At 46.6% G+C, this 21,377-nt stretch carries 20 protein-coding genes and 1 tRNA gene; 20 read left to right on the top strand and 1 reads right to left on the bottom strand.

The window, feature by feature from the left end; genetic code table 11:
- The first annotated feature begins 137 nt into the window (after nt 1-137).
- From JOC95_RS00780 to JOC95_RS00710, 15 genes are all read left to right on the top strand, one after another.
- On the top strand, nt 138-1,322 hold the full coding sequence (locus tag JOC95_RS00780) for an ATP phosphoribosyltransferase regulatory subunit (RefSeq protein ID WP_204412524.1): 1,185 nt from the start codon (nt 138-140) through the stop codon (nt 1,320-1,322).
- On the top strand, nt 1,319-1,948 hold the full coding sequence (hisG, locus tag JOC95_RS00775) for an ATP phosphoribosyltransferase (protein WP_239582647.1): 630 nt from the start codon (nt 1,319-1,321) through the stop codon (nt 1,946-1,948). The genes JOC95_RS00780 and hisG overlap by 4 nt, the downstream gene beginning before the upstream one ends.
- A 4-nt stretch (nt 1,949-1,952) precedes the next feature.
- The gene (gene hisD / locus JOC95_RS00770) at nt 1,953-3,233 is read left to right on the top strand and encodes a histidinol dehydrogenase (protein WP_204412523.1); all 1,281 of its coding nucleotides are present in this window, start codon (nt 1,953-1,955) and stop codon (nt 3,231-3,233) included.
- Nucleotides 3,233-3,820 (top strand): imidazoleglycerol-phosphate dehydratase HisB, encoded by a 588-nt coding sequence (hisB, locus tag JOC95_RS00765; protein WP_204412522.1) that lies wholly within the window; start codon nt 3,233-3,235, stop codon nt 3,818-3,820. Before hisD ends, hisB begins: the two co-directional genes overlap by 1 nt.
- Before the next feature lies 1 nt (nt 3,821).
- Complete coding sequence (gene hisH, locus JOC95_RS00760) at nt 3,822-4,454, top strand: imidazole glycerol phosphate synthase subunit HisH (RefSeq protein ID WP_204412521.1); 633 nt, start codon at nt 3,822-3,824, stop codon at nt 4,452-4,454.
- On the top strand, nt 4,455-5,183 hold the full coding sequence (gene hisA / locus JOC95_RS00755; protein ID WP_204412520.1) for a 1-(5-phosphoribosyl)-5-[(5-phosphoribosylamino)methylideneamino]imidazole-4-carboxamide isomerase: 729 nt from the start codon (nt 4,455-4,457) through the stop codon (nt 5,181-5,183).
- Between the two features lie 2 nt (nt 5,184-5,185).
- Nucleotides 5,186-5,944, top strand: a complete 759-nt coding sequence (gene hisF / locus JOC95_RS00750; RefSeq protein ID WP_204412519.1) for an imidazole glycerol phosphate synthase subunit HisF — start codon at nt 5,186-5,188, stop codon at nt 5,942-5,944.
- On the top strand, nt 5,941-6,597 hold the full coding sequence (gene hisIE, locus JOC95_RS00745; RefSeq protein ID WP_204412518.1) for a bifunctional phosphoribosyl-AMP cyclohydrolase/phosphoribosyl-ATP diphosphatase HisIE: 657 nt from the start codon (nt 5,941-5,943) through the stop codon (nt 6,595-6,597). The genes hisF and hisIE overlap by 4 nt, the downstream gene beginning before the upstream one ends.
- A 1,190-nt stretch (nt 6,598-7,787) precedes the next feature.
- Entirely contained in the window at nt 7,788-9,227 is a 1,440-nt protein-coding gene (locus JOC95_RS00740) for a tetratricopeptide repeat protein (RefSeq protein ID WP_204412516.1), read from the top strand.
- 209 nt (nt 9,228-9,436) lie between these two features.
- The gene (gene trxB, locus JOC95_RS00735; protein WP_338083035.1) at nt 9,437-10,408 is read left to right on the top strand and encodes a thioredoxin-disulfide reductase; all 972 of its coding nucleotides are present in this window, start codon (nt 9,437-9,439) and stop codon (nt 10,406-10,408) included.
- A 513-nt stretch (nt 10,409-10,921) separates the two neighbouring features.
- Complete coding sequence (locus JOC95_RS00730) at nt 10,922-11,380, top strand: 8-oxo-dGTP diphosphatase (RefSeq protein ID WP_204412514.1); 459 nt, start codon at nt 10,922-10,924, stop codon at nt 11,378-11,380.
- Nucleotides 11,381-11,589: 209 nt separating this feature from the next.
- Entirely contained in the window at nt 11,590-12,480 is an 891-nt protein-coding gene (gene rapZ, locus JOC95_RS00725) for an RNase adapter RapZ (protein ID WP_204412513.1), read from the top strand.
- Nucleotides 12,480-13,445 (top strand): gluconeogenesis factor YvcK family protein, encoded by a 966-nt coding sequence (locus JOC95_RS00720; protein ID WP_204412512.1) that lies wholly within the window; start codon nt 12,480-12,482, stop codon nt 13,443-13,445. Before rapZ ends, JOC95_RS00720 begins: the two co-directional genes overlap by 1 nt.
- 107 nt (nt 13,446-13,552) lie before the next feature.
- Entirely contained in the window at nt 13,553-14,497 is a 945-nt protein-coding gene (whiA, locus tag JOC95_RS00715; RefSeq protein ID WP_204412511.1) for a DNA-binding protein WhiA, read from the top strand.
- 35 nt (nt 14,498-14,532) lie between these two features.
- Entirely contained in the window at nt 14,533-14,790 is a 258-nt protein-coding gene (locus JOC95_RS00710; RefSeq protein WP_204412510.1) for an HPr family phosphocarrier protein, read from the top strand.
- 705 nt (nt 14,791-15,495) lie between these two features.
- Here JOC95_RS00710 and clpP read toward each other — a convergent pair.
- On the bottom strand, nt 15,496-16,077 hold the full coding sequence (clpP, locus tag JOC95_RS00705) for an ATP-dependent Clp endopeptidase proteolytic subunit ClpP (protein WP_204412509.1): 582 nt from the start codon (nt 16,075-16,077) through the stop codon (nt 15,496-15,498).
- A gap of 634 nt (nt 16,078-16,711) precedes the next feature.
- Here clpP and JOC95_RS00700 point away from each other — a divergent pair.
- From JOC95_RS00700 to gap, 5 genes are all read left to right on the top strand, one after another.
- A tRNA-Arg gene (locus JOC95_RS00700) sits at nt 16,712-16,789 on the top strand.
- 475 nt (nt 16,790-17,264) lie between these two features.
- A complete protein-coding gene (rpoN, locus tag JOC95_RS00695) occupies nt 17,265-18,596 on the top strand; it encodes an RNA polymerase factor sigma-54 (RefSeq protein WP_204412508.1) in 1,332 nt (443 codons plus the stop codon).
- 25 nt (nt 18,597-18,621) lie between these two features.
- The gene (locus JOC95_RS00690) at nt 18,622-18,855 is read left to right on the top strand and encodes a glutaredoxin family protein (RefSeq protein ID WP_419096215.1); all 234 of its coding nucleotides are present in this window, start codon (nt 18,622-18,624) and stop codon (nt 18,853-18,855) included.
- A 145-nt stretch (nt 18,856-19,000) separates the two neighbouring features.
- The gene (locus tag JOC95_RS00685; protein ID WP_204412504.1) at nt 19,001-20,020 is read left to right on the top strand and encodes a sugar-binding transcriptional regulator; all 1,020 of its coding nucleotides are present in this window, start codon (nt 19,001-19,003) and stop codon (nt 20,018-20,020) included.
- Between the two features lie 234 nt (nt 20,021-20,254).
- On the top strand, nt 20,255-21,262 hold the full coding sequence (gap, locus tag JOC95_RS00680) for a type I glyceraldehyde-3-phosphate dehydrogenase (RefSeq protein WP_204412502.1): 1,008 nt from the start codon (nt 20,255-20,257) through the stop codon (nt 21,260-21,262).
- Nucleotides 21,263-21,377 lie beyond the last annotated feature (115 nt).

Below are 21,377 nucleotides of genomic sequence, written 5' to 3'. Positions count from 1 at the left end.
TAACTCACTCACACTAAAATGTTTCCATTCACTTGACCATAACCATTCAATTTGTTAGTATGTTACCATATTAGCGAACTAAAGGATTTAGAAAATAATCTACAATTATAACTTTCATCAAAAAGGTGGGTTGCCAGATGTCAAAACTGTTTATGTTTGAAAAACCATTGGGAATGCGGGATACGCTCCCTTCATTATATGAACCGAAAAAAAGGGTCAAGGATACGATGACCACAGAAATCAATCAATGGGGCTATCAGTTTATGGAGACTCCGACCTTGGAATATTATGATACCGTCGGTGAAGCTTCTGCGATTTTAGATCAACAGCTTTTTAAACTGCTCGATCAGCAGGGACATACACTCGTACTTCGTCCTGACATGACTGCACCGATTGCTAGGGTGGCGGCATCAAGACTGGTCAATGAAGGCTACCCGTTGCGTTTGGCATACTCGGCGAATGTGTTCCGTGCCCAGCAGAATGAGGCAGGGAGGCCTGCAGAGTTCGAGCAGATAGGCGTTGAATGCATCGGGGACCGTTCCATCAGTGCGGATGCTGAGATGATCGCGTTGATGGTATCCCTTTTACAAAAGGTCGGGCTATCCACTTTTACGATCGCGATCGGGCATGTCGGCTTTCTGCAGGAGATTTTCCTTGATATCGTAGGAAATGAAGAACGGGCAGCGACATTAAGAAGATACTTATATGAAAAAAATTATGTGGGATACCGCGAGCATGTGAAAGGCTTGCCATTATCCTCGATAGATAAAAAACGGCTCTTGTCCCTGTTGACCCTTCGTGGCAATTCCACAAGGATCCAGTCGGCAAAGGAGATTGTGGAAGGTGAAGCCGGGCGAAAAGCGATTGAAGAGCTCGAGCAGCTATGGACGATGCTTGAAGCCTATGGTGTACAGGATTATGTGAAGCTTGACCTGAATATCGTCAGCCATATGAGCTATTACACAGGGATTGTTTTTGAGGCCTATGCAGGCAATATCGGGTTTCCGATCGGGAACGGGGGCCGCTATGACCAGCTTTTCCAAAAGTTTGACCGGGATAAGTCGGCTACTGGATTCGGCATCCATCTTGACCGCTTATTAGAGGCGAAGGATATGAAAAAGACTACAGCAGCGATTCATGGTGTTCTTTTCAGCCAGGAGCGCCGGGAAGAAGCGATTGAGTTTGCGAGGATGAAAAGGGAAGAAGGGGAGCGCGTGGTGCTGCAGGATATCAGCGGAGTGGAAAATGTGGATGCATGCACAGGCTCCTATCATGAGGTGACCTTTTTTCTCGGAAAGGCAAGACGGGGGGATGAATCATGAGCGTACTGACCATTGCGATGCCAAAAGGCAGGATCTTTGAGGAAGCGGCGGCACTCCTTGTGAAGGCAGGGTATGAGATCCCGCCCGATCTGGATGATTCGAGAAAGCTGATCATCGATGTGCCGGCAGAAAATATGCGCTTCATCCTGGCCAAGCCGATGGATGTGACCACCTATGTCGAGCATGGAGTGGCAGATGTCGGGATTGCAGGCAAGGATGTGATGCTCGAGGAGGAGCGGGATGTGTACGAGGTGCTTGATTTGAAAATCAGCCACTGCTATCTTGCTGTTGCAGGGCTGCCTGGTACAGAAATGCAGGATGTCGCGCCGAAGATTGCCACCAAATATCCCGGGATAGCCTCCCGTTATTTCCGTGAACAGGGGGAGCAGGTGGAGATTGTGAAATTGAACGGATCGATTGAGCTTGCCCCGATGATCGGATTATCGGATCGCATTGTGGATATTGTATCCACAGGTCGGACCCTAAAGGAGAACGGATTGGTGGAATTCGAACGGATTGTGGATATCACGTCCAGATTGATTGTCAATCCTGTGAGTTATCGTTTGAAGGATGAGCAAATAGATGAGCTTGTGGATAGATTGGCGCAAGTGGTGGAGGAGGCGTAGTTCTATGAACATAAAGAGAATAGAAGAGAGCGTATCACTGCGCCGCTCGCTTGATCAAGGAACGGAAGAGCAGCGTAAAGCGGTATTGGAAATTATAGATGAGGTGCGTACAAAAGGCGATATGGCCCTGTTATCCTACACGGAAAAATGGGATGGCGCGAGACTCGATAGCCTGCGTGTGACAAAAGAGGAAATCATCCAGGCATATGACGCTTTTCCGACTAGCATTAACGTGGTGATCCAGGAGGCTGCAGAAAATATCCGTGAGTACCATGAAAAGCAGGTCAGGCAATCGTGGTTATCCACAAAAGAGGATGGCACCATTCTTGGGCAGAAGGTGACCGCACTCGATGCAGTCGGCGTCTATGTGCCGGGCGGAAAGGCGGCATACCCGTCCTCTGTGCTGATGAATGTCATTCCGGCACAGGTTGCAAGTGTGGGACGCATCGCGATGGTGACGCCACCTGCTGCTAATGGAAGTGTACCCGCAGGTGTCCTCGTTGCGGCCGATATCCTCGGTGTGGATGAAATTTATAAAGTCGGCGGGGCACAGGCGGTTGCGGCCCTTGCCTATGGGACTGAAACGATCAGGCCTGTGGATAAAATCGTAGGCCCTGGTAATATCTTTGTGGCACTTGCCAAAAAAGAAGTGTATGGACTTGTGGATATCGACAGCATCGCCGGACCTAGTGAGATTGTCGTGCTGGCAGATGAAACGGCAAATGCCCATGAAGTGGCGGCAGATATGCTTTCTCAGGCAGAGCATGATGAACGGGCATCCTGTGTGCTGGTGACAACCTGTGGAGAACTTGCGGAGCGTGTGGCGCTTGAAGTGGAAAAGCAGTTGACCGATCTGCCCCGGGAAGATATTGCCCGCGCCTCGATCAATGAATTTGGTGCAATCTATGTGACAGAGTCTATGGAGGAAGCCTTACGGGTCGTCAATGAACTGGCCCCGGAGCATCTGGAAGTGATGACAAAGGAACCGATGAATCTGCTCCCGTTCATCAAGCATGCAGGGGCGATTTTCCTTGGTAGATACAGTTCGGAGCCGGTTGGGGATTATTTTGCAGGACCGAATCACGTTTTGCCGACAAATGGGACAGCGAGGTTCTCCAGTGGATTATCTGTGGATGAATTTGTGAAAAAGTCGAGCATCATCATGTACAGTCAACAGGCGCTTGAGGATAATGTGGATAAAATTGCGGCGTTTGCAAGATTGGAAGGTCTTGAGGCGCATGCACGTGCAGTGGAAGCTAGATTTAAGAAGCGAGGGGAATTTTGATGACAAGAAAGGCAAGCATCGAGCGAAATACAAAGGAAACACAGATAAATCTTTCTTTTACGATAGATGGAGAAGGAGCGGCAAAGCTAGAAACACCGGTCCCTTTTATGACACATATGCTGGACTTGTTCACCAAGCATGGCCAATTCAACCTGGATCTCACTGCAAACGGTGATGTGGATATCGATGATCACCATACGACTGAAGACATCGGAATCTGCCTCGGTCAGGCGCTTAAAGACGCACTTGGGGATAAGATGGGGATAAAACGCTACGGCAATGCCTTTGTCCCGATGGATGAGGCGCTTGCCCAGGTGGTTGTGGATCTGAGCAACCGTCCACACCTTGAAATCAGGGCGGAGTTCCCGAGCCAGAAGGTAGGTACATTCGATACGGAGCTTGTGCATGAATTTTTGTGGAAACTGGCGTTGGAAGCACGCATGAACCTGCATGTAATCGTACATTACGGAAGCAATACACACCACATCATTGAAGCGATTTTCAAAGCATTGGGACGTGCCCTGGACGAAGCGACCACCATCGATCCCCGTGTAAAAGGAGTGCCTTCCACGAAAGGAATGTTATAGAATGATCGGCATCATCGATTACGGAATGGGAAATTTATATAGTGTGAGCAAGGCGCTGGAACGGATGGATGTACCGTACGTCATCTCCTCGGATCAGGAAGTACTGGCAAAGGCGGACAGTTTGATTCTGCCTGGAGTTGGATCATTCCGGGATGCGATGGCCATTTTAAAGGAAACAGAGCTTGACAGATTTATTTTAAATGAAGTGAATCGTGGTAAAAAGTTGCTTGGAATCTGTCTTGGTATGCAACTCTTGTATGGAGAAAGCGAGGAGAACGGTGTCACGGAAGGTCTCGGTCTGCTTGAAGGCAGGGTCGTACGTTTTTCCGGTGTCACTCAGCAAGGTGAGCGTTACAAGGTTCCCCATATGGGCTGGAACAAGCTGGACATTCAACAGGAGTCTCCGCTTTTGGATGGACTTGAGGATGATTTTGTCTATTTTGTACATTCGTATTATGTGACAGGCTTTGCCTCGGAAGAATTGCTGGCAAGCAGCAGCTATGATGTGCAGGTTCCGGCTGTAGTGGGGCGTGGGAATGTATTCGGTACACAGTTCCACCCGGAGAAAAGCAGTGACGCAGGTCTAGCGATACTCAAGAATTTTGTAGGTTTGACGGAAAAGGGGGAGAGGTAGATGGCATTTACGATCTATCCGGCAATCGATATGCGAGGCGGGAAATGCGTGCGGTTGCTGCAGGGGGATTACAGCAAGGAAACGGTTTACGGGGATTCCCCTTTTGAGATGGCAAAGAGCTTTGCTGAGCAAGGTGCGGAATGGATACATATGGTGGATCTTGATGGGGCGAAGGCAGGCGGCCCTGTCAATAACTCCTATGTGCTTCAAGTAGCCCGTGAGCTTGATGTAAAGGTGCAGATTGGAGGCGGGATCCGGACCCCTTTGGATGTGGAGCAATATCTCTCCCAAGGCGTGGACCGCGTCATTTTAGGAAGCGCAGCAATCAACAATCCTGCTTTTGTAAAAGAAATGCTGGCACGATACGCTGAAAAGATCGCAATCGGGCTGGATGCGAAGGATGGGTATGTGGCTACGGAAGGCTGGGTCGAGACCTCCACGGTAAAAGCGACCGTGCTAGGACGCGAGCTTGCAGAGGCTGGTGCAAAGACTTTTATTTTCACTGATATCGCAACGGACGGCATGCTTTCCGGACCAAATGTGGAGGCGACGGTGGAGCTTGCCCAGGCAACAGGAGCTTCCGTCATTGCATCCGGGGGCGTCAGCTCGATGGGCGATCTGCAGGTGCTAAGGGAGTTTGCCGGGCGTGGCGTTGTAGGAGCTATTGTCGGTAAGGCAATTTATACAAATAAAATTTCTCTGCCTGATGCGTTAAAAGAGGTGAAGTAGCCATGCTGACGAAACGAATTATTCCTTGTCTGGATGTTAAAGAGGGAAGAGTGGTCAAAGGGGTGCAATTTGTGGAATTGCGTGACGCCGGTGACCCGGTGGAGCTTGCGGCCTTTTATGACCAGGAGGGAGCGGATGAGCTGGTGTTCCTCGATATTTCGGCGTCCCATGAAGGGCGGGAAACGATGGTGGAAGTAGTCGAGCAGGTTGCTGCCAAGCTCGCGATCCCTTTTACTGTCGGCGGCGGCATCAATACGATCGAGGATATGAAACGGCTATTGCGAGCAGGAGCGGATAAGGTTTCCTTGAATACGGCAGCCTTGCTCAATCCGACGCTGATCCAAGCGGGAAGTGACTATTTTGGCTCCCAGTGTATTGTGGTGGCCATTGATGCGAAATATGATGAGGAGCTTGGAAGCTGGCGAGTCTATACGCATGGCGGACGTCGGGAAACGGAATGGGAAGTGGTAGATTGGGCGAAGGAAGCTGTACGCCTTGGTGCCGGGGAGATCCTGTTGACAAGCATGGATAGCGATGGCGAGAAAAAGGGCTTCAACCTTGCTTTGACGAAAGCGGTCAGCTCGGCCGTCGGTGTACCGGTCATTGCGTCCGGTGGAGCAGGAGAGGCTGCGCATTTTCTTGATGCTTTTGAGGAAGGTGCGGCAGACGCGGCGCTTGCAGCATCCATTTTCCACTATAAAGAAACGTCGGTACGTGAAGTGAAATCATTTTTAAAAGAGAAGGGGGTGCTCGTACGATGAGTGTAGAAATCAATTTGCAAGCGGTGCGTTTTGATGAGAAAGGCCTTGTGCCGTGCATCGTACAGGATGCCATGACTCGCGAGGTGTTGACGCTTGCCTATATGAACGGGGAGTCGCTCGTGAAAACGGTGGAAACCCGTGAAACATGGTTTTGGAGCAGGTCCCGCGGTGAACTCTGGCATAAAGGCGCCACGTCAGGCAATACGCAAAAGGTGATCGAAATGCGTTATGACTGCGATCAGGATGCAGTCCTAGTGCTGGTAGAACCGAATGGTCCGGCTTGCCATAAAGGTGAGGAGACGTGTTTCCATGAGGTCATGCTGAAGGACAGTGCGGTGAGCGGCGAGGTGGCCGGAGGTTCGAGTTTGGAGATTCTATCGACTTTGGAACATTTAATAGAAGAAAGACAGCAGCAGATGCCTGAAGGGTCGTATACCACGTACCTGTTTGAAGAGGGTGTGGATAAGATCTTGAAGAAGGTTGGGGAAGAGGCAGCAGAGGTTATCATTGCAGCGAAGAACCGCGATAAGAATGAGCTTACTTGGGAGGCTGCTGATCTGATTTTTCATTTGATGGTGCTGTTGCGTGAGCAGGGAGTGCGGTTGGATGAGGTGCTGGCGGTTTTGGAGGAGCGGCATACAGGGAGTAAGTGATGAGGGAGTGTTTCTTTGGCAGGGTGTTTGCTGCTGGGGAGGCGCTTTTTTTTGTTGTGTTGAGCCAATGACGTCGATGTGATCCAATGTGCGCGAATTGTGTCGAAGAATGCGTTTTATCGTTATCATAGTGTTTTTCGTTGATATATCGGAAAATCCGTTGATAAAAAGTTTTTTTCGTTGATATATGGAAAAAACCGTTGATATGTGGGGCATTTTCGTTGATAAGTTTTTTTGAGGGGTGTGGTGTTGCGTGGGGTTGTAGTGTTTTTCGTTTTTTGGCGGGGGTGTTGGGGAGGGATGGCTTAAGACCGGCGCCAGACCCCGTGGGGAGTGGTAGTTGGAGTTAAAAAGTGCGCTAAGTTTGTTTTATTGAGGGAGGTTGTGTGGTTTTTGGGGTCAGGCCCCAGGCGGCCGACGGGTTTTTATTTGACGAATTCGTGGCGGGGGTTTGGTGGTTGTTTAGTTTGTTTTGGAGGGGTGTGTTTGCGTGACGAGGGGGGGAGCGAAGCGCTGGGGGCGCTTTGGCTTGATGGGGTGGGGTGGTTTTGCGGTTTTGAATTTTTTGTTGGGGAGGGATGGCTTAAGACCGGCGCCAGACCACATAGGGTGAGGTCGTGGAGTTGATAATGTGTGCTAAGGTTGTTTAATAGGGGGAGGTTGTGTGGTTTTTGGGGTCAGGCCCCAGGCGGCCGGCGGGTTTTTATTTGACGAATTGGTGGCGGGGGTTTGGTGGCTGTTTAGTTTGTTTTGGAGGGGTGGGTTTGCGTGGCGAGGGGGGCGCTTTGGCTTGCGGGATTTCGTGTTTTTGCGGTTTTGGATTTTTTGTTGGGGAGGGATGGCTTAAGACCGGCGCCAGACCCCATAGGGTGAGGTCGTAGAGTTTAATTATGTGAGCTAAGGTTGTTTAATTGTGGGAGGTTGTGTGGTTTTTGGGGTCAGGCCCCAGGCGGCCGGCGGGTTTTTAGGGGACGAATTCGTGGCGGGAGGTTGGGTTTTGTTTAGATTGTTTTGGAGGGGGAGGTTTGCGTGGCGTGCGGGGAGCGAAGCGCTGGGGGCGCTTTGGCTTGATGGGGTTGCTTTGTTTTGCGGTTTTTGTGCAAATTTGGTTGAATAATTTTGCCATCTGTTGTGAGGGGGGGAGTTGTGTTATACTACGAACGGTAAAGTATGTTTTGTTGGAGGCTATAATGGGAGAGAAACCGAATTTGAAGAAGAGTGTTACTAAGGTGATCCCATTTGCGCAGAATGGGGATTATTTTTATCAAAAGGGAATTCGTGCTTATCGGAAGCGGGATTTATATAAAGCGAGGAAATGGCTGCAGCGAGCGGAGGATTTGAAGCCGAGTGATGCGTCGATCATGTGCCAGCTGGCGATTGTGTTGACGGAGCTTGGGGATTATCAGCGTTCGAATGAGCTGTTGATGGATATTGTGGAGAACCTGGAGCCGGAGATGCATGATTGCCATTATTTTTTGGCGAACAATTATGCGTATCTTGGTTTGTTTCAGGAGTCAAGAAAGCATGCCGAGGAATATTTGACTGTGGAGCCGGATGGTGAGTTTGTCGAGGATACGGAGGATCTGATGGATCTTCTTTCGATTGAAACGGATGAGCCGGAGGACTATGTTTTTGGTCAGGACCATCTCATTGTGATGCAGGAACAGGCCCGGAACCTCTTGGAAAAAGGCCAGCTTGATGAGGCGCTTGAGCTGTTGGAGGAGATCATCGAGGAGTATCCGCAGTTCTGGTCGGCGTACAACAATTTGGCGCTCGCTTATTTTTATAAAGGAAATCTGACAGAGGCACGCGATGTATTGGAGGATGTTCTCGACAAAAACCCGGGCAATCTTCATGCATTGTGCAATCTGCTTGTGTTCTATCATTATGAAAATAACCTGGATGAGATGAAAGTCCTTGCAGCTAGATTGGAAAAGGTGACACCGATTCTAGTGGAGCATCGCTATAAGCTTGGTGCGACATTCGGCTTGATCGGCCGTCATGACCTTGCTTACAAATGGCTGCGATCCCTGCAACGAAACGGATTCCAGGGGGACGGCACGTTCTTTTTCTGGTTGGCAAATGCAGCCTACCATACGGAACGCTATCAAGTTGCCGAGCAGGCTTGGGCGAAAGTGTTAGAGATGAATCCTGAAAAGGCCGGCACCGAACCTTGGAAGCAGAAGGATGAAGTGAATTTGGAATTGGAAGAGGCAGAGCAGCTTTTCAAGATTTTCACGCTCAGCTTTTCCAAGAAAACGACCATAAAGAATGTGCTCGATCAGCCATATGCAAGTTCCAGTGTACGTGATTTTGCCATGGCAGCACTCCTGAAGAAAAAGGATGTTCCGCTTAGCATTACTAACGGCTACGAGATAGCATCCCTGCTGAAGCTTCATTCCACTGATCAGGCATTGAAGGAATGGTTCATCCTTTTCGCCAGAGCGCAAAAAGAAGCGGTCAGCTTCACAAATGCATCCGCATGGGCAAGCGCCTTTGATTATGTATGGAGCAAAAACAACGGCTACAGAGCCAAACAAAAAGAATTGGCGGAGCAATACAACGTCTCTGTGAGCACCCTAAGAAAATACGCAAAAAAGGTAGAGGACCTCATGGACACCACACCTTGACAAGAAGCTGAGACAATACAAATGTCTTGGCTTTTTGATTTCCCTTTTTTTGAGCAAAAAGTTGGACGTACAACTAGTCTGTTATATAGGATAGTAACTGGGAATACTTTTACTAGAAGTATTCCGAAAAACAGATAACAGGCTTCTTAAAAATAGGATGAAAAACTAGGGTCCTTTCATAAAAATAACGACTGATAGTATTTAAAGGAGTGGACAACATGACAGAAGAGAAAATTTATGATGTGGTAATTATCGGAGCAGGACCGGCTGGGATGACAGCTGCAGTGTATACTTCCCGTGCAAACCTGAGCACATTGATGATCGAGCGCGGAATGCCGGGCGGCCAGATGGCGAATACGGAGGAAGTGGAAAATTACCCTGGATTTGACCATATCCTTGGACCTGAGCTTTCTACGAAAATGTTTGATCATGCGAAAAAATTCGGTGCGGAATATGCATACGGAGACGTAAAAGAGATTGTTGACGGCAAGGAATATAAGACTGTCAATGCAGGAGGCAAATCCTATAAAGCGCGCACGGTGATCATTTCCAGCGGTGCGGAATATAAGAAAATCGGCGTTCCAGGTGAAAAAGAGCTTGGCGGCCGCGGGGTTTCCTATTGCGCGGTTTGTGATGGAGCGTTCTTTAAAGGAAAAGAGCTTGTCGTAGTAGGTGGGGGAGACTCTGCGGTGGAAGAGGGCGTATACTTGACCCGCTTTGCTTCAAAAGTAACGATTGTACACCGCCGCGATGAGCTGCGTGCACAGAAAATCCTTCAGCAACGCGCATTTGACAACGAGAAGATCGATTTCATCTGGAGTCATACAGTGAAGGAAATCAATGAATTGAACGGAAAAGTGGGCAGTGTGACGCTTGTGAGCACAAAAGACGGCTCCGAGCAGGAATTCAAAACAGATGGCGTGTTCATCTATGTGGGCATGCTTCCACTGACTAAACCATTCCTTAACCTTGGCATCACCAATGATATGGGTTATATCGAAACGAATGAGCGCATGGAGACGAAGGTGCCTGGCATCTTTGCAGCCGGGGATATCCGTGAAAAGACTCTGCGCCAGATTGTTACCGCAACTGGGGACGGAAGCATCGCTGCACAAAGCGCACAGCATTATGTAGAAGAGCTGGTAGAAGAGTTAAAAGCCCAGCAAACAGAGAAAATCTAAGGGATTTGACGGTAGATGGAGGATTATGGGTAAACTTGTCGAAATATCCTCTTAACCAAATCGTAACTGCGCTTTAACCAATCTGTAACAGCTTTGAAACAATAATCGGTTATTATATAAATAGTAATTGACCCCCTTTTATAAATATAGTTGGACGGTACGGGTTCCCTTTTTCCCGTACCAATTTTTTTTGCCTTTTTTTGATCATCCCCTTACGATCCATTCTACATTGTCAGGAAATCTCACACCTTGTACTACATATATCCTTTTGTGTGCTATACTATTGAAAGTAAAGCGTTTTCACGAGACTGGAATCGATACCCTATATAATCATAAAAACGAGCAAGCGCAAAGTTCCCTAATTTGTAGAACTTTACTGTGTCTTATTTCATCCTTTTAAAGTAAAATAGAAATGATACACTTGGCTAGTTCTGAAAATCGAATTATTTATTACCTCAGTTTGGATAATGAAGGATCCTGCTGAGCTTTCCAATAAAATTGAGGTGAGGAATCATGCAAAGAGTAACAAATTGTGTATTAGTGCGTGATGATAAAGTCCTTCTTCTGCAAAAGCCGAGACGCGGCTGGTGGGTAGCCCCTGGCGGGAAGATGGAGCATGGGGAGTCTGTGAAGGATTCCGTTGTGCGTGAATATCGCGAAGAAACAGGCATATATTTAAAAAATCCTGCCCTTAAGGGTGTTTTTACTTTTGTGATAAAAGAAGGAAATGAGATCGTTTCCGAATGGATGATGTTCACGTTCCTGGCGACGGAATATGACGGCCATAACGTGTTGGAGTCGGAGGAAGGCAAGATCGAATGGCACAAAGCCGAGGATATTGCGGAATTGCCGATGGCTCCGGGGGATTTTCATATTCTGGATTATTTGATAAAAGGAACGGGGATGATCTTCGGTACGTTTACATACACGCCGGATTTCGAATTGTTATCCTATCGTCTGGATCCCAATTAATAAAGCTCTTTTCGTAAAGTTTGTTGTTTTGACAAAAAAAATCGGGTTTTGGATTTTTTACAGTAATACCCTATGCATTATTTTAAAAAAGTAAATGATCTCATACACCGAAAAGAGCACGATGATACGAAATTTCACGTGTATACATTTTGATTCGACAAAAGCAACAATGTCTGCGAAAACGTTACAAATAAAGGAGAGGAAGCAGCATGAGTACAGGTACGAGCAGTGATGTGGAATTAGTCATTATTACTGGAATGAGTGGAGCAGGCAAAACCGTTGCCATTCAAAGCTTGGAGGATTTAGGCTTTTTCTGCGTGGACAATCTTCCTCCTACACTTTTGCCGAAATTTCTGGAGCTGATGGAGGAGTCCGGAAACAAGATGAACAAGGTAGCCCTTGTCATGGATCTTAGGGGTCGGGAATTCTTCGACAGCTTGTTTGAAGCGCTTGACGATATTTCCGAGCTATCATGGGTGACGCCGCAGATCCTGTTCCTGGATGCAAAGGATTCGGTGCTTGTCAGCCGCTATAAGGAAACAAGACGGTCACATCCGCTTGCGAAATCGGGATTGCCGCTTGAGGGAATCGAACATGAACGTGAGTTGTTAGAAGAGCTGAAAGGCCGTGCTCAGCTGATTCTCGATACTTCCAATTTAAAACCGCGAGAACTTAGAGAGAAAATCCTCAAACAATTTGCAACGCACTCCAAACAAACTTTCAAGGTGAATGTCCTTTCTTTTGGATTTAAATATGGACTCCCGATTGATGCAGATCTTGTCTTTGATGTCCGTTTCCTGCCAAATCCGCATTACATCGATCATATGAGGCCGATGACCGGATTGGATGAAGAAGTATCTTCCTATGTGCTAAAATGGTCGGAAACACAGAAGTTCATTGAAAAGCTGACAGATCTTTTGAGCTTTATGCTTCCTTACTATAAGCGTGAAGGAAAAAGCCAGATTGTGATTGCGATCGGCTGCACAGGCGGCCAGCACCGTTCTGTGACTCTAGCGGAGTACTTTGCAAAGCATTTCAAGGACGATTATGATACGCTGGTTACACATCGTGATATCGAGCGGCGAAAGGAAAAACGCTGATGAGTCGTTCAAAACTTCCGAAAATTGTCATTCTTGGAGGAGGCACAGGTCTTCCTGTCCTGCTTCGGGGATTGAAACATTATGATGTGGACATCACTGCCATTGTAACAGTGGCAGACGATGGCGGAAGCTCAGGCAGACTGCGTGACGAGCTCCATATCCCGCCTCCGGGTGATGTCCGCAATGTACTCGCGGCCCTATCCGATGTAGAACCATTGGTGGAGGATCTTTTCCAGCACCGTTTTCAAGCGGGCAACGGCCTGTCCGGCCATTCACTAGGCAATTTGCTCTTGGCAGCAATGACCACCATCACCGGGGATTTTGTTCACGCAATACGCGAGATGAGCAAGGTATTGAATGTACGGGGCAAAGTGCTCCCTGCAGCAAACCAGAGTGTCGTCCTTCATGCGGAAATGGAAGATGGTACGGTGATTTCCGGTGAATCCAAAATTCCCTACTCCGGTAAAAAGATCAAGCGGGTATTCCTGACACCTGAAAACGTGGAGCCTCTCCGTGAATCTGTGGAGGAAATCAGGAAAGCCGACCTGATCATCGTTGGGCCTGGTAGCCTGTATACCAGTATCCTGCCAAACCTGCTGGTGCCTAAAATCGGCGAGGCGGTCTGTGAGTCTAATGCTAAAAAAATATATATCTGCAATGTGATGACGCAAGCCGGCGAAACTTTGGACTACACGGCAAGCGACCATGTAAAAACCTTGTATGATCATCTTGGGTGTCCTTTTATGGATACGATCCTTGTAAATGAAGAGGATATTCCGGAAGAGATAAAATTCCGATATAAGAAGGAATATGCCACTCCGGTTGTCTATGACATCGCAAAATTATCGGAAATGGGCCTGAAGATTGTCCATGATAAGATTATCCGATACGAAGATGGATATATTAGACATGACACACAAAAAGTGGCAGCGCTTTTATACTCGATGATACGTCAAGAAAAATAGAAAAAAATGCAAACGGGTGCACGTCTTAGGTGGTTAGAGATGAGGGGTTTTCCTTTTAAAATGACTCATCGCTTCCCCAACATTTATTCACTGGGGGGTGATCAATCGTGTCCTACGCTTCTGAAACGAAGAAAGAATTAACAACCATTGAAATCAAGGACTGCTGCGTAAAAGCCGAGCTTGCTGCATTAATCAGGATGAACGGTTCGCTCTCCTTTTCCAACAGGAAATTGATATTGGATATTCAAACGGAAAATGCTGCGATAGCGAGAAGGATCTATACGCTGACAAAAAAGATATATGATGTACGTGTCGAGCTGCTTGTACGTAAGAAAATGAGGCTGAAGAAGAATAACGTCTATATTGTTCGCTATGCCGAGCAGGCGCACTATATCCTTGATGAATTGAAGATACTGAAGGACGGCTTTACGTTTGTCCGTGACATATCACCGGAATTGATCGCAAAGAAATGCTGCAAGCGCTCCTATTTGCGCGGTGCATTCCTTGCAGGGGGTTCCGTGAATAATCCGGAAACGTCTTCCTATCATCTTGAAATTTTTTCACTTTACCATGAACATAACGAATCTTTATGCGAGCTTATGAATATGTTTCACTTAAACAGTAAAACGCTGGAACGCAAGAAAGGATTCATCACATACTTGAAAGAGGCAGAGAAGATCGCTGAATTCCTCAGCATCATCGGTGCCCATCAAGCGTTGTTGAAATTCGAGGATATCCGCATCGTGCGCGACATGAGAAATAGTGTCAATCGTCTCGTGAACTGCGAAACCGCCAATCTGAATAAAACGATAGGAGCTGCCATCAGGCAGGTCGAAAACATCCGCTTCATCGACCGCACTGTAGGGCTTCATATCCTGCCCGATAAATTGAGGGAAATTGCTGAGCTCCGCGTCAACTATCAGGATGTGACCCTGAAGGAGCTTGGGGAAATGGTGTCGAGCGGCACCATCAGCAAATCCGGTATCAATCACCGCTTACGCAAAATTGATGAGATCGCCGATAAATTACGTGCAGGAGAAACCGTTCATTAATTAAAAATATAAATAGATATAGAGGAGGAAGAATAATGGTACAAAAACAAGTAGATGTTCGTTTGAAAACAGGCTTACAAGCACGCCCAGCAGCCCTTTTCGTACAAGAAGCAAACCGCTTCTCATCCGATGTATTCCTAGAAAAAGACGGCAAAAAGGTGAACGCAAAAAGCATCATGGGCCTAATGAGCCTTGCAATCGGTTCCGGAGCAACCATCACCCTGATCGCCGATGGCCACGACGAAGAGGATGCAATCGCAGCATTGACCACATACGTACAGCAAGAAAATTAAGGGAAAAGGATACCGTGGATGGTGTCCTTTTTTTGTTTGGGCTGGGTCTGCGGGGTTTTGGGTGGTGTTGTTATACTGGAAATCCTTTATTAAAACGTTATTTTTTATAGACAAGTTTTGCGGGGCGTGGTTGAGGGGTTTTGCGGTGTCGTGAAACAAACGTTTGTTTAAAAAATGATATTTTGGTAGAGGGATTTATAGGGTTTTTTCTGATTTTAGGGAGTTTTGCGGAATTATCCTGCAAATCCTTTTTTAAAACGTTAATTTGTTTTGACAAGTTTTGCAGGGCGTGGTTGAGGGATTTCGGGGTGTTGTGAAACAAACGTTTGATTAAAAAATGGTATGCTGCGAAAATGAGTGATTCTTTCAAATTTGGGAGGTTTAGTATACTCATAGCGGCTACAGCTCTATTGAGAGAGTGTTCGAGAGTGCTACGATGGTCTTGCCAGTGGGTGTCGATGAATGTCGGATAACGCGGTTTGTGCATAAATGGTTTTTTTTTGAGCGTAAATGGGGCAGAATTGAGCGCAAATGCAAATCTTTGTGCATAAAGACATTATAATTCACCGCAAATCGAATTTTTTGTGCATAACGCCTTTTTTACCCTGGAGAGCTACCGAGTTTACCCGCCGCAACCCGTGTTTTATCGTAAAAACAAATAAAAAACCCCCAATCCATCCGAATCGGGGGCTCTTCTGCTAACTATTAGTTATTTTTAATAACCTTATCAATCAATCCGTACTCAAGCGCTCTTTCCGCTGTCATGAAGTTGTCACGGTCTGTGTCGCGTGAGATTACTTCGATCGGCTGGCCTGTGTTCTCGGAAAGGATTGTGTTCAGCTTTTCGCGTAGGAAGAGGATGCGTTTTGCAGCAATCTCGATTTCCGTTGCCTGTCCTTGTGCACCGCCAAGTGGCTGATGGATCATGACTTCAGAGCTTGGCAGGGCAAAGCGCTTGCCTTTAGCACCTGCAGAAAGTAGGAAAGCTCCCATGGAAGCTGCCATACCTACACACATTGTGCTGACATTTGGCTTGATGAAGTTCATTGTGTCATAGATTGCCATACCGGCAGTGATGGATCCGCCCGGGCTGTTGATGTAAAGCGAGATATCCTTTTCTGGATCTTCTGCTGCCAGGAATAGAAGTTGGGCAACGATGGAGTTTGCCACGTTGTCGTCGATTGCACTCCCAAGAAGGATGATGCGATCTTTTAATAGACGGGAGTAGATGTCATATGCACGCTCTCCACGGCTTGTTTGTTCAATAACTGTAGGAATTAAGTTCATCTCACTTTTCCTCCTTTAAATTAGGTAATAATCTGAGTTTTGCTAGGTTCATATGTATTAGATTCCATAACAGAAAAAGTGTTACAGATATCATTCGGGAACCTAGACCAATAAATCAGTATTTCTTTAACTTTATGTACTTTTATCATACATATAAGGTCAATAATGGTCAAATAAAAACCATCGCAAAAACCCCTATTTTTCTCCATGTAATAATGATATCCATTATGAAAGGCAATTAAACTTCCTAATAGGTAAAAGGTGGTTTTAACTCCAGCCTCTAATCGGGATGTTAAGCAACTTAATTAGGATTATTGAAGCACATCAAGTCCTTGCCAAATAGTAAAAACGATGAAGACTATAAGAATAATAAGAATGAACCAAGAAAAAATATGTTTTTTTCCGCGAATGATGGAATATGCAAAATAGGATAGAAGACATACAAGACCAATTGCCATCAAGGCATAGAGTAAATAAAAGAAAATGTACAAAATAATCACCTCAATAATAATAATATAGAAAATCTTATACTAGTGTAATTTTAACATAGCTGTTTAGAATTGAAGGAAATAGATTTTGTAGCTTGCTTGAATTGTTGTTTCGAGCTATAATAGCATATGGACATACTCAATAAGCGCTCGTAGCTCAGGGGATAGAGCGGTGGTTTCCGGTACCGCGTCATGCGGGGGTTCGAATCCCTCCGAGCGCGCCATTCTTACATAAGCTGCTAACTGGAAAAACTTACAGCTCAGATCAAGCAAAAACCTATGTTACAATATTACAAGTAGCGGACAAGCGCCGTGAAAAACATTTAACTTTCAACCCAGTGTCGGCACACTGGGTTTTCTATTTGTTTACATAACAACAGGGGCCTGACCCTCAGCGCTTTAAAGCGCTGAGGGTCAGGCCCCTTTCTATTATGCCCCCCTTTTTTATTACAATAAGATGTTATTTACCGCTTCCCTGCATTCCCGCCGTGAAGTGGGCGTATAGTTATAGGGGGATACAGGGCTTCCAACATTTTTCGATACAATTTGGGTCTGTTCTCATGTACAATAAGAATGCGCTTACAAATGAGGTGCCAGCGTCCGTTTTCTGACTGATACACACTGAAACGAGAGTGGGGCAACGGACGGTTGCACCTGAAGACTGACAAAAAGAAGGCAAGGAAAGAAGGGAGAATGGGAATGAAGCAATCTGTAGGTTTGTATCAGGAACAAACACTGAAGCTTGCGATGACGCAGGAGTTGAAGCAGGCCATTACGTTGCTGCAGTATTCTTCGCATGAGCTGCTTGATTTTCTGCAAGAGCAATCTCTGGAAAACCCCCTTTTAGAGCTGAAGGAACTGGAGGCTCCAAGGGAGTTTGCGGCTTCTCGAGTCAAGCGCCTGAGACAGCGCAGCAAAGCAGGGGCAAAACAGGGCTTTTCGATTGAGAACTTCAGTAGGCATGGGGAAACCCTTCATCACCATTTGAAGCAGCAGCTATTGGATAGCGGGCTGGCGGAAAACCCACTGCAACTTATTAAACGAATGATCGACTATATAGATGAGAACGGATATTTACAGGAAGAAACTAAAACAATCGCACAGCAGCTAAGGGTACCGACCCATGAGGTAGAACAGGCCATCGCAGGAATCCAGAGCTTAGAGCCGGCAGGAGTAGGGGCGAAGGATTTGAAGGAATGTTTACTGCTTCAATTGAGAAGGCTGCCGAATCGTTCACACTTGGCAGAAAAGATCCTGGAAGAGGACTTCACCCTTTTTGCTGAAAAAGCGTGGAAGACCTTGGCGAAGAAGCATGATATCAGTTTAAAGGAAATTCAGGAGGTTCACGATGAGATCGTGAAGCTGCACCCGCGTCCGGGGAATCTATATGAGACAACGGAGAAGCCGCGGTATATCATTCCTGACTTGATTGTTCAGCAACTGCATCATCAGTTCGTCGTTTCGTTGAATGAGGAGATCGTGCCGCAGATTGCAATCAATGAGAAATACAAATCAAGTCTTTCCTCCCAGGGTGAAGTGGATGCCTATCTTCAGGAGAAGCTCCAGCAGTGCCAATGGATCGTGAAAAGCATCGAGCATCGCAAGTACACGCTTGTAAAAGTGATGGAAGAGATCGTTTCGGCACAGCTGTCCTTTTTCCTGAACGGGCCATCCTTCTTGAAGCCGCTGACTCTGAAGGATATTGCGGAACGCCTTAACGTACATGAGTCGACGGTAAGCCGGGCGACAAAGGAAAAATACGTGCAGACGCCGTTCGGACTGTTTGAATTGAAATATTTCTTCAGTCAGAGCCTGACAGGCCAGTTTGATGAAGAGAAGTCAACCAAGCAGGTGCAGCAGCTTGTAGAGGAACTGGTAAAAGCTGAGGATAAGCGGAAGCCTTTATCCGATCAACAGCTGACAAACCTCCTGCAAAAGGAGTATAGTATAGCTATCTCCAGAAGGACGGTTGCGAAATATCGGGATCTGTTGAATATCCCGAGCTCCTCGATGAGAAAACGCTACGATTGAGAAGGGTGTAAGAGAGTTGAATCTGATGTTTTATACAAAGTTGGACTGTCCGCTATGCGAAAAGGCGAAAGCCAGGCTTCAGGAGCTGCAGGGCGAGATGGACTTTACAATAGAAGAAGTGGATATCTATAAGGATGATGCCTTACTGGAAAAATATCAAATCATGATTCCTGTGGTGGAATGTGATGGGGAAATGCTTGGTTACGGTATCATAAACAAAGAAGAAATAAGAAAGCGTTTACTTGAAAAAATCCGATAGACCCTAGTTGCATAAGGGTTTCACCTTTGTTACAATCAACTTGTAGCAAGGGTGATTTTTTTTACCGCTACTGGGACACAATATGTCATAGCGGGACATATAATGTCCAATAAGGTAAAATCTGCACCTTAAAGGGGAAGCTATAATGAAACAGATTATTGAAGTACAAAAGAAATTGTTGCCTGATCTTCTTTCCATTATGCAGAAACGATACGAAATCCTGCGTTACATAAGGTTGATGCAGCCGATCGGAAGAAGAAGCTTGTCAGGCAGTCTTGGCTTGAGTGAGCGTGTGCTGAGAAGTGAAGTCGACTTCCTTAAAGCGCAAAACCTGATTCATGTGAGTGTTGCCGGCATGACACTGACACAAGAGGGTACCGTTCTTTTAAAGAGCCTGGAGGAAATCATGAAAGAGGTTTCCGGTTTAAAGGTACTTGAAGCGGGAATAGAAGAAAAGTTAGGTATTTCAAAGGTAGTCGTCGTTCCGGGAGACAGTGACCAATCCCCTTGGGTTAAAAAAGAGATGGGTCGGGCATGCGTGAACACGATGCGCAAAAGATTCCATGACGAAAATATCATCGCAGTGGCTGGTGGAACAACCATTTCCTCCGTTGCCGAGATGATGAAGCCGGACACGAAAAACCGTGAATTGCTGTTTGTCCCTGCACGTGGCGGCCTTGGCGAAAAGGTGCAGAACCAGGCAAATACCATTTGTGCGACGATGGCAGAAAAGGCGATGGGCAATTACCGATTGCTCCACATCCCTGATTCGCTCAGTCACGAGTCGTACCAGTCCATGATAGAGGAACCATCCATTAAAGAAGTGATCGGGTTGATCAAAAATTCTAGTATGGTTATTCATGGAATTGGAGACGCTAAAACAATGGCACAACGCCGTAAAACAGCACCTGAAAATATGCAGAAAATCGAACAGGCACATGCAGTCGCAGAAGCTTTTGGCTACTATTTTAACGAAGCCGGCGAGGTAGTGCATAAAGTTCAAACCGTAGGAATGCAGTTGGCAGATTTGGAAAAGATAGAATGTGTGATTGCAGTAGCGGGTGGCGCATCGAAAGCAAAGGCGATCCGTGCATATTTAAAAAAAGCTCCCCATACCATCCTCATCACGGATGAAGGAGCGGCAAAAGAGTTAATTAGGGAGTAACAACCCTTAATAATAAGGTTCTGTGAAAACACAGTATGTTTTTATATAAACTAGCAGGTGATTGGAGCAATAGGCGAAGACTCCTGCGGGAGAAAGCGATTAGTGGAGACCCCACAGGCGGAGCCGAGGAGGCTCCACAATCGCCCCGCGGAAAGCGCAGCCTAGTGCGGAAATCAACTGCGGTGTTAAACGGGACCACAAAAAATTTCTTAGCAAACTAAGGAGGAAATTAACATGGCAGTAAAGATTGGTATTAACGGATTTGGACGTATTGGACGTAACGTATTCCGCGCAGCATTAAAGAACTCTGAGGTAGAAGTAGTAGCAGTCAACGACTTGACAGATGCTAACATGCTTGCTCACCTATTAAAATATGACAGCGTACACGGCAAATTGGCTGCTGACGTGAAAGTGGACGGCGACAACCTTGTAGTTGACGGCGTAACAATCAAAGTAACAGCTGAGCGTGACCCGGCGAAATTGTCTTGGGGCGAGCTTGGAGTAGACATCGTTGTTGAATCTACTGGATTCTTCACGAAGCGTGCAGACGCTGCGAAACACTTGGAAGCTGGCGCGAAGAAAGTAATCATCTCTGCTCCTGCATCTGATGAGGATATCACAATCGTAATGGGTGTTAACGAAGACAAGTACGATGCAGCTAACCACAACGTTATCTCTAATGCATCTTGTACGACTAACTGCTTGGCGCCATTCGCGAAAGTATTGAACGACAAGTTCGGTATCAAGCGTGGAATGATGACAACTGTTCACTCTTACACAAATGACCAACAGATCTTAGACTTGCCACACAAAGACTACCGTCGTGCGCGTGCTGCAGCTGAGAACATCATCCCGACTTCTACAGGAGCTGCAAAAGCGGTATCCCTAGTATTGCCTGAGCTTAAAGGTAAATTGAACGGTGGAGCAATGCGTGTTCCAACTCCAAACGTATCTTTAGTTGACCTTGTTGCTGAGCTTGACAAAGAAGTGACTGCAGAAGAAGTAAACGCAGCGTTCAAAGCAGCTGCTGAAGGCGACTTAAAAGGAATCCTTGGCTACTCTGAAGAGCCACTAGTATCTGGTGACTACAACGGTAACCCTGATTCTTCCACTATCGATGCATTATCTACAATGGTAATGGAAGGCAGCATGGTAAAAGTAATCTCTTGGTATGACAACGAGAGCGGATACTCCCACCGTGTAGTTGACCTTGCGAAGTACATCGCTTCTAAAGGACTTTAATTTTTGTAGTTAAAATCCGAGGACGAAAATGGCAAAGAAGTTCGAGGAAGCGAAGGCTCGAGCACCACAGCGTATTTTTACATACGTGAGGAGCGGAGAGACGAGCTGACGAAGA

Origin of the sequence: Sutcliffiella tianshenii (assembly GCF_016908565.1) — a bacterium.
GTDB classification, from domain to species: domain Bacteria; phylum Bacillota; class Bacilli; order Bacillales; family Bacillaceae_I; genus Sutcliffiella_A; species Sutcliffiella_A tianshenii.
The sequence above is the reverse complement of the archived record's forward strand: the minus strand, read 5'-3'. Positions and strand labels throughout refer to the sequence as shown.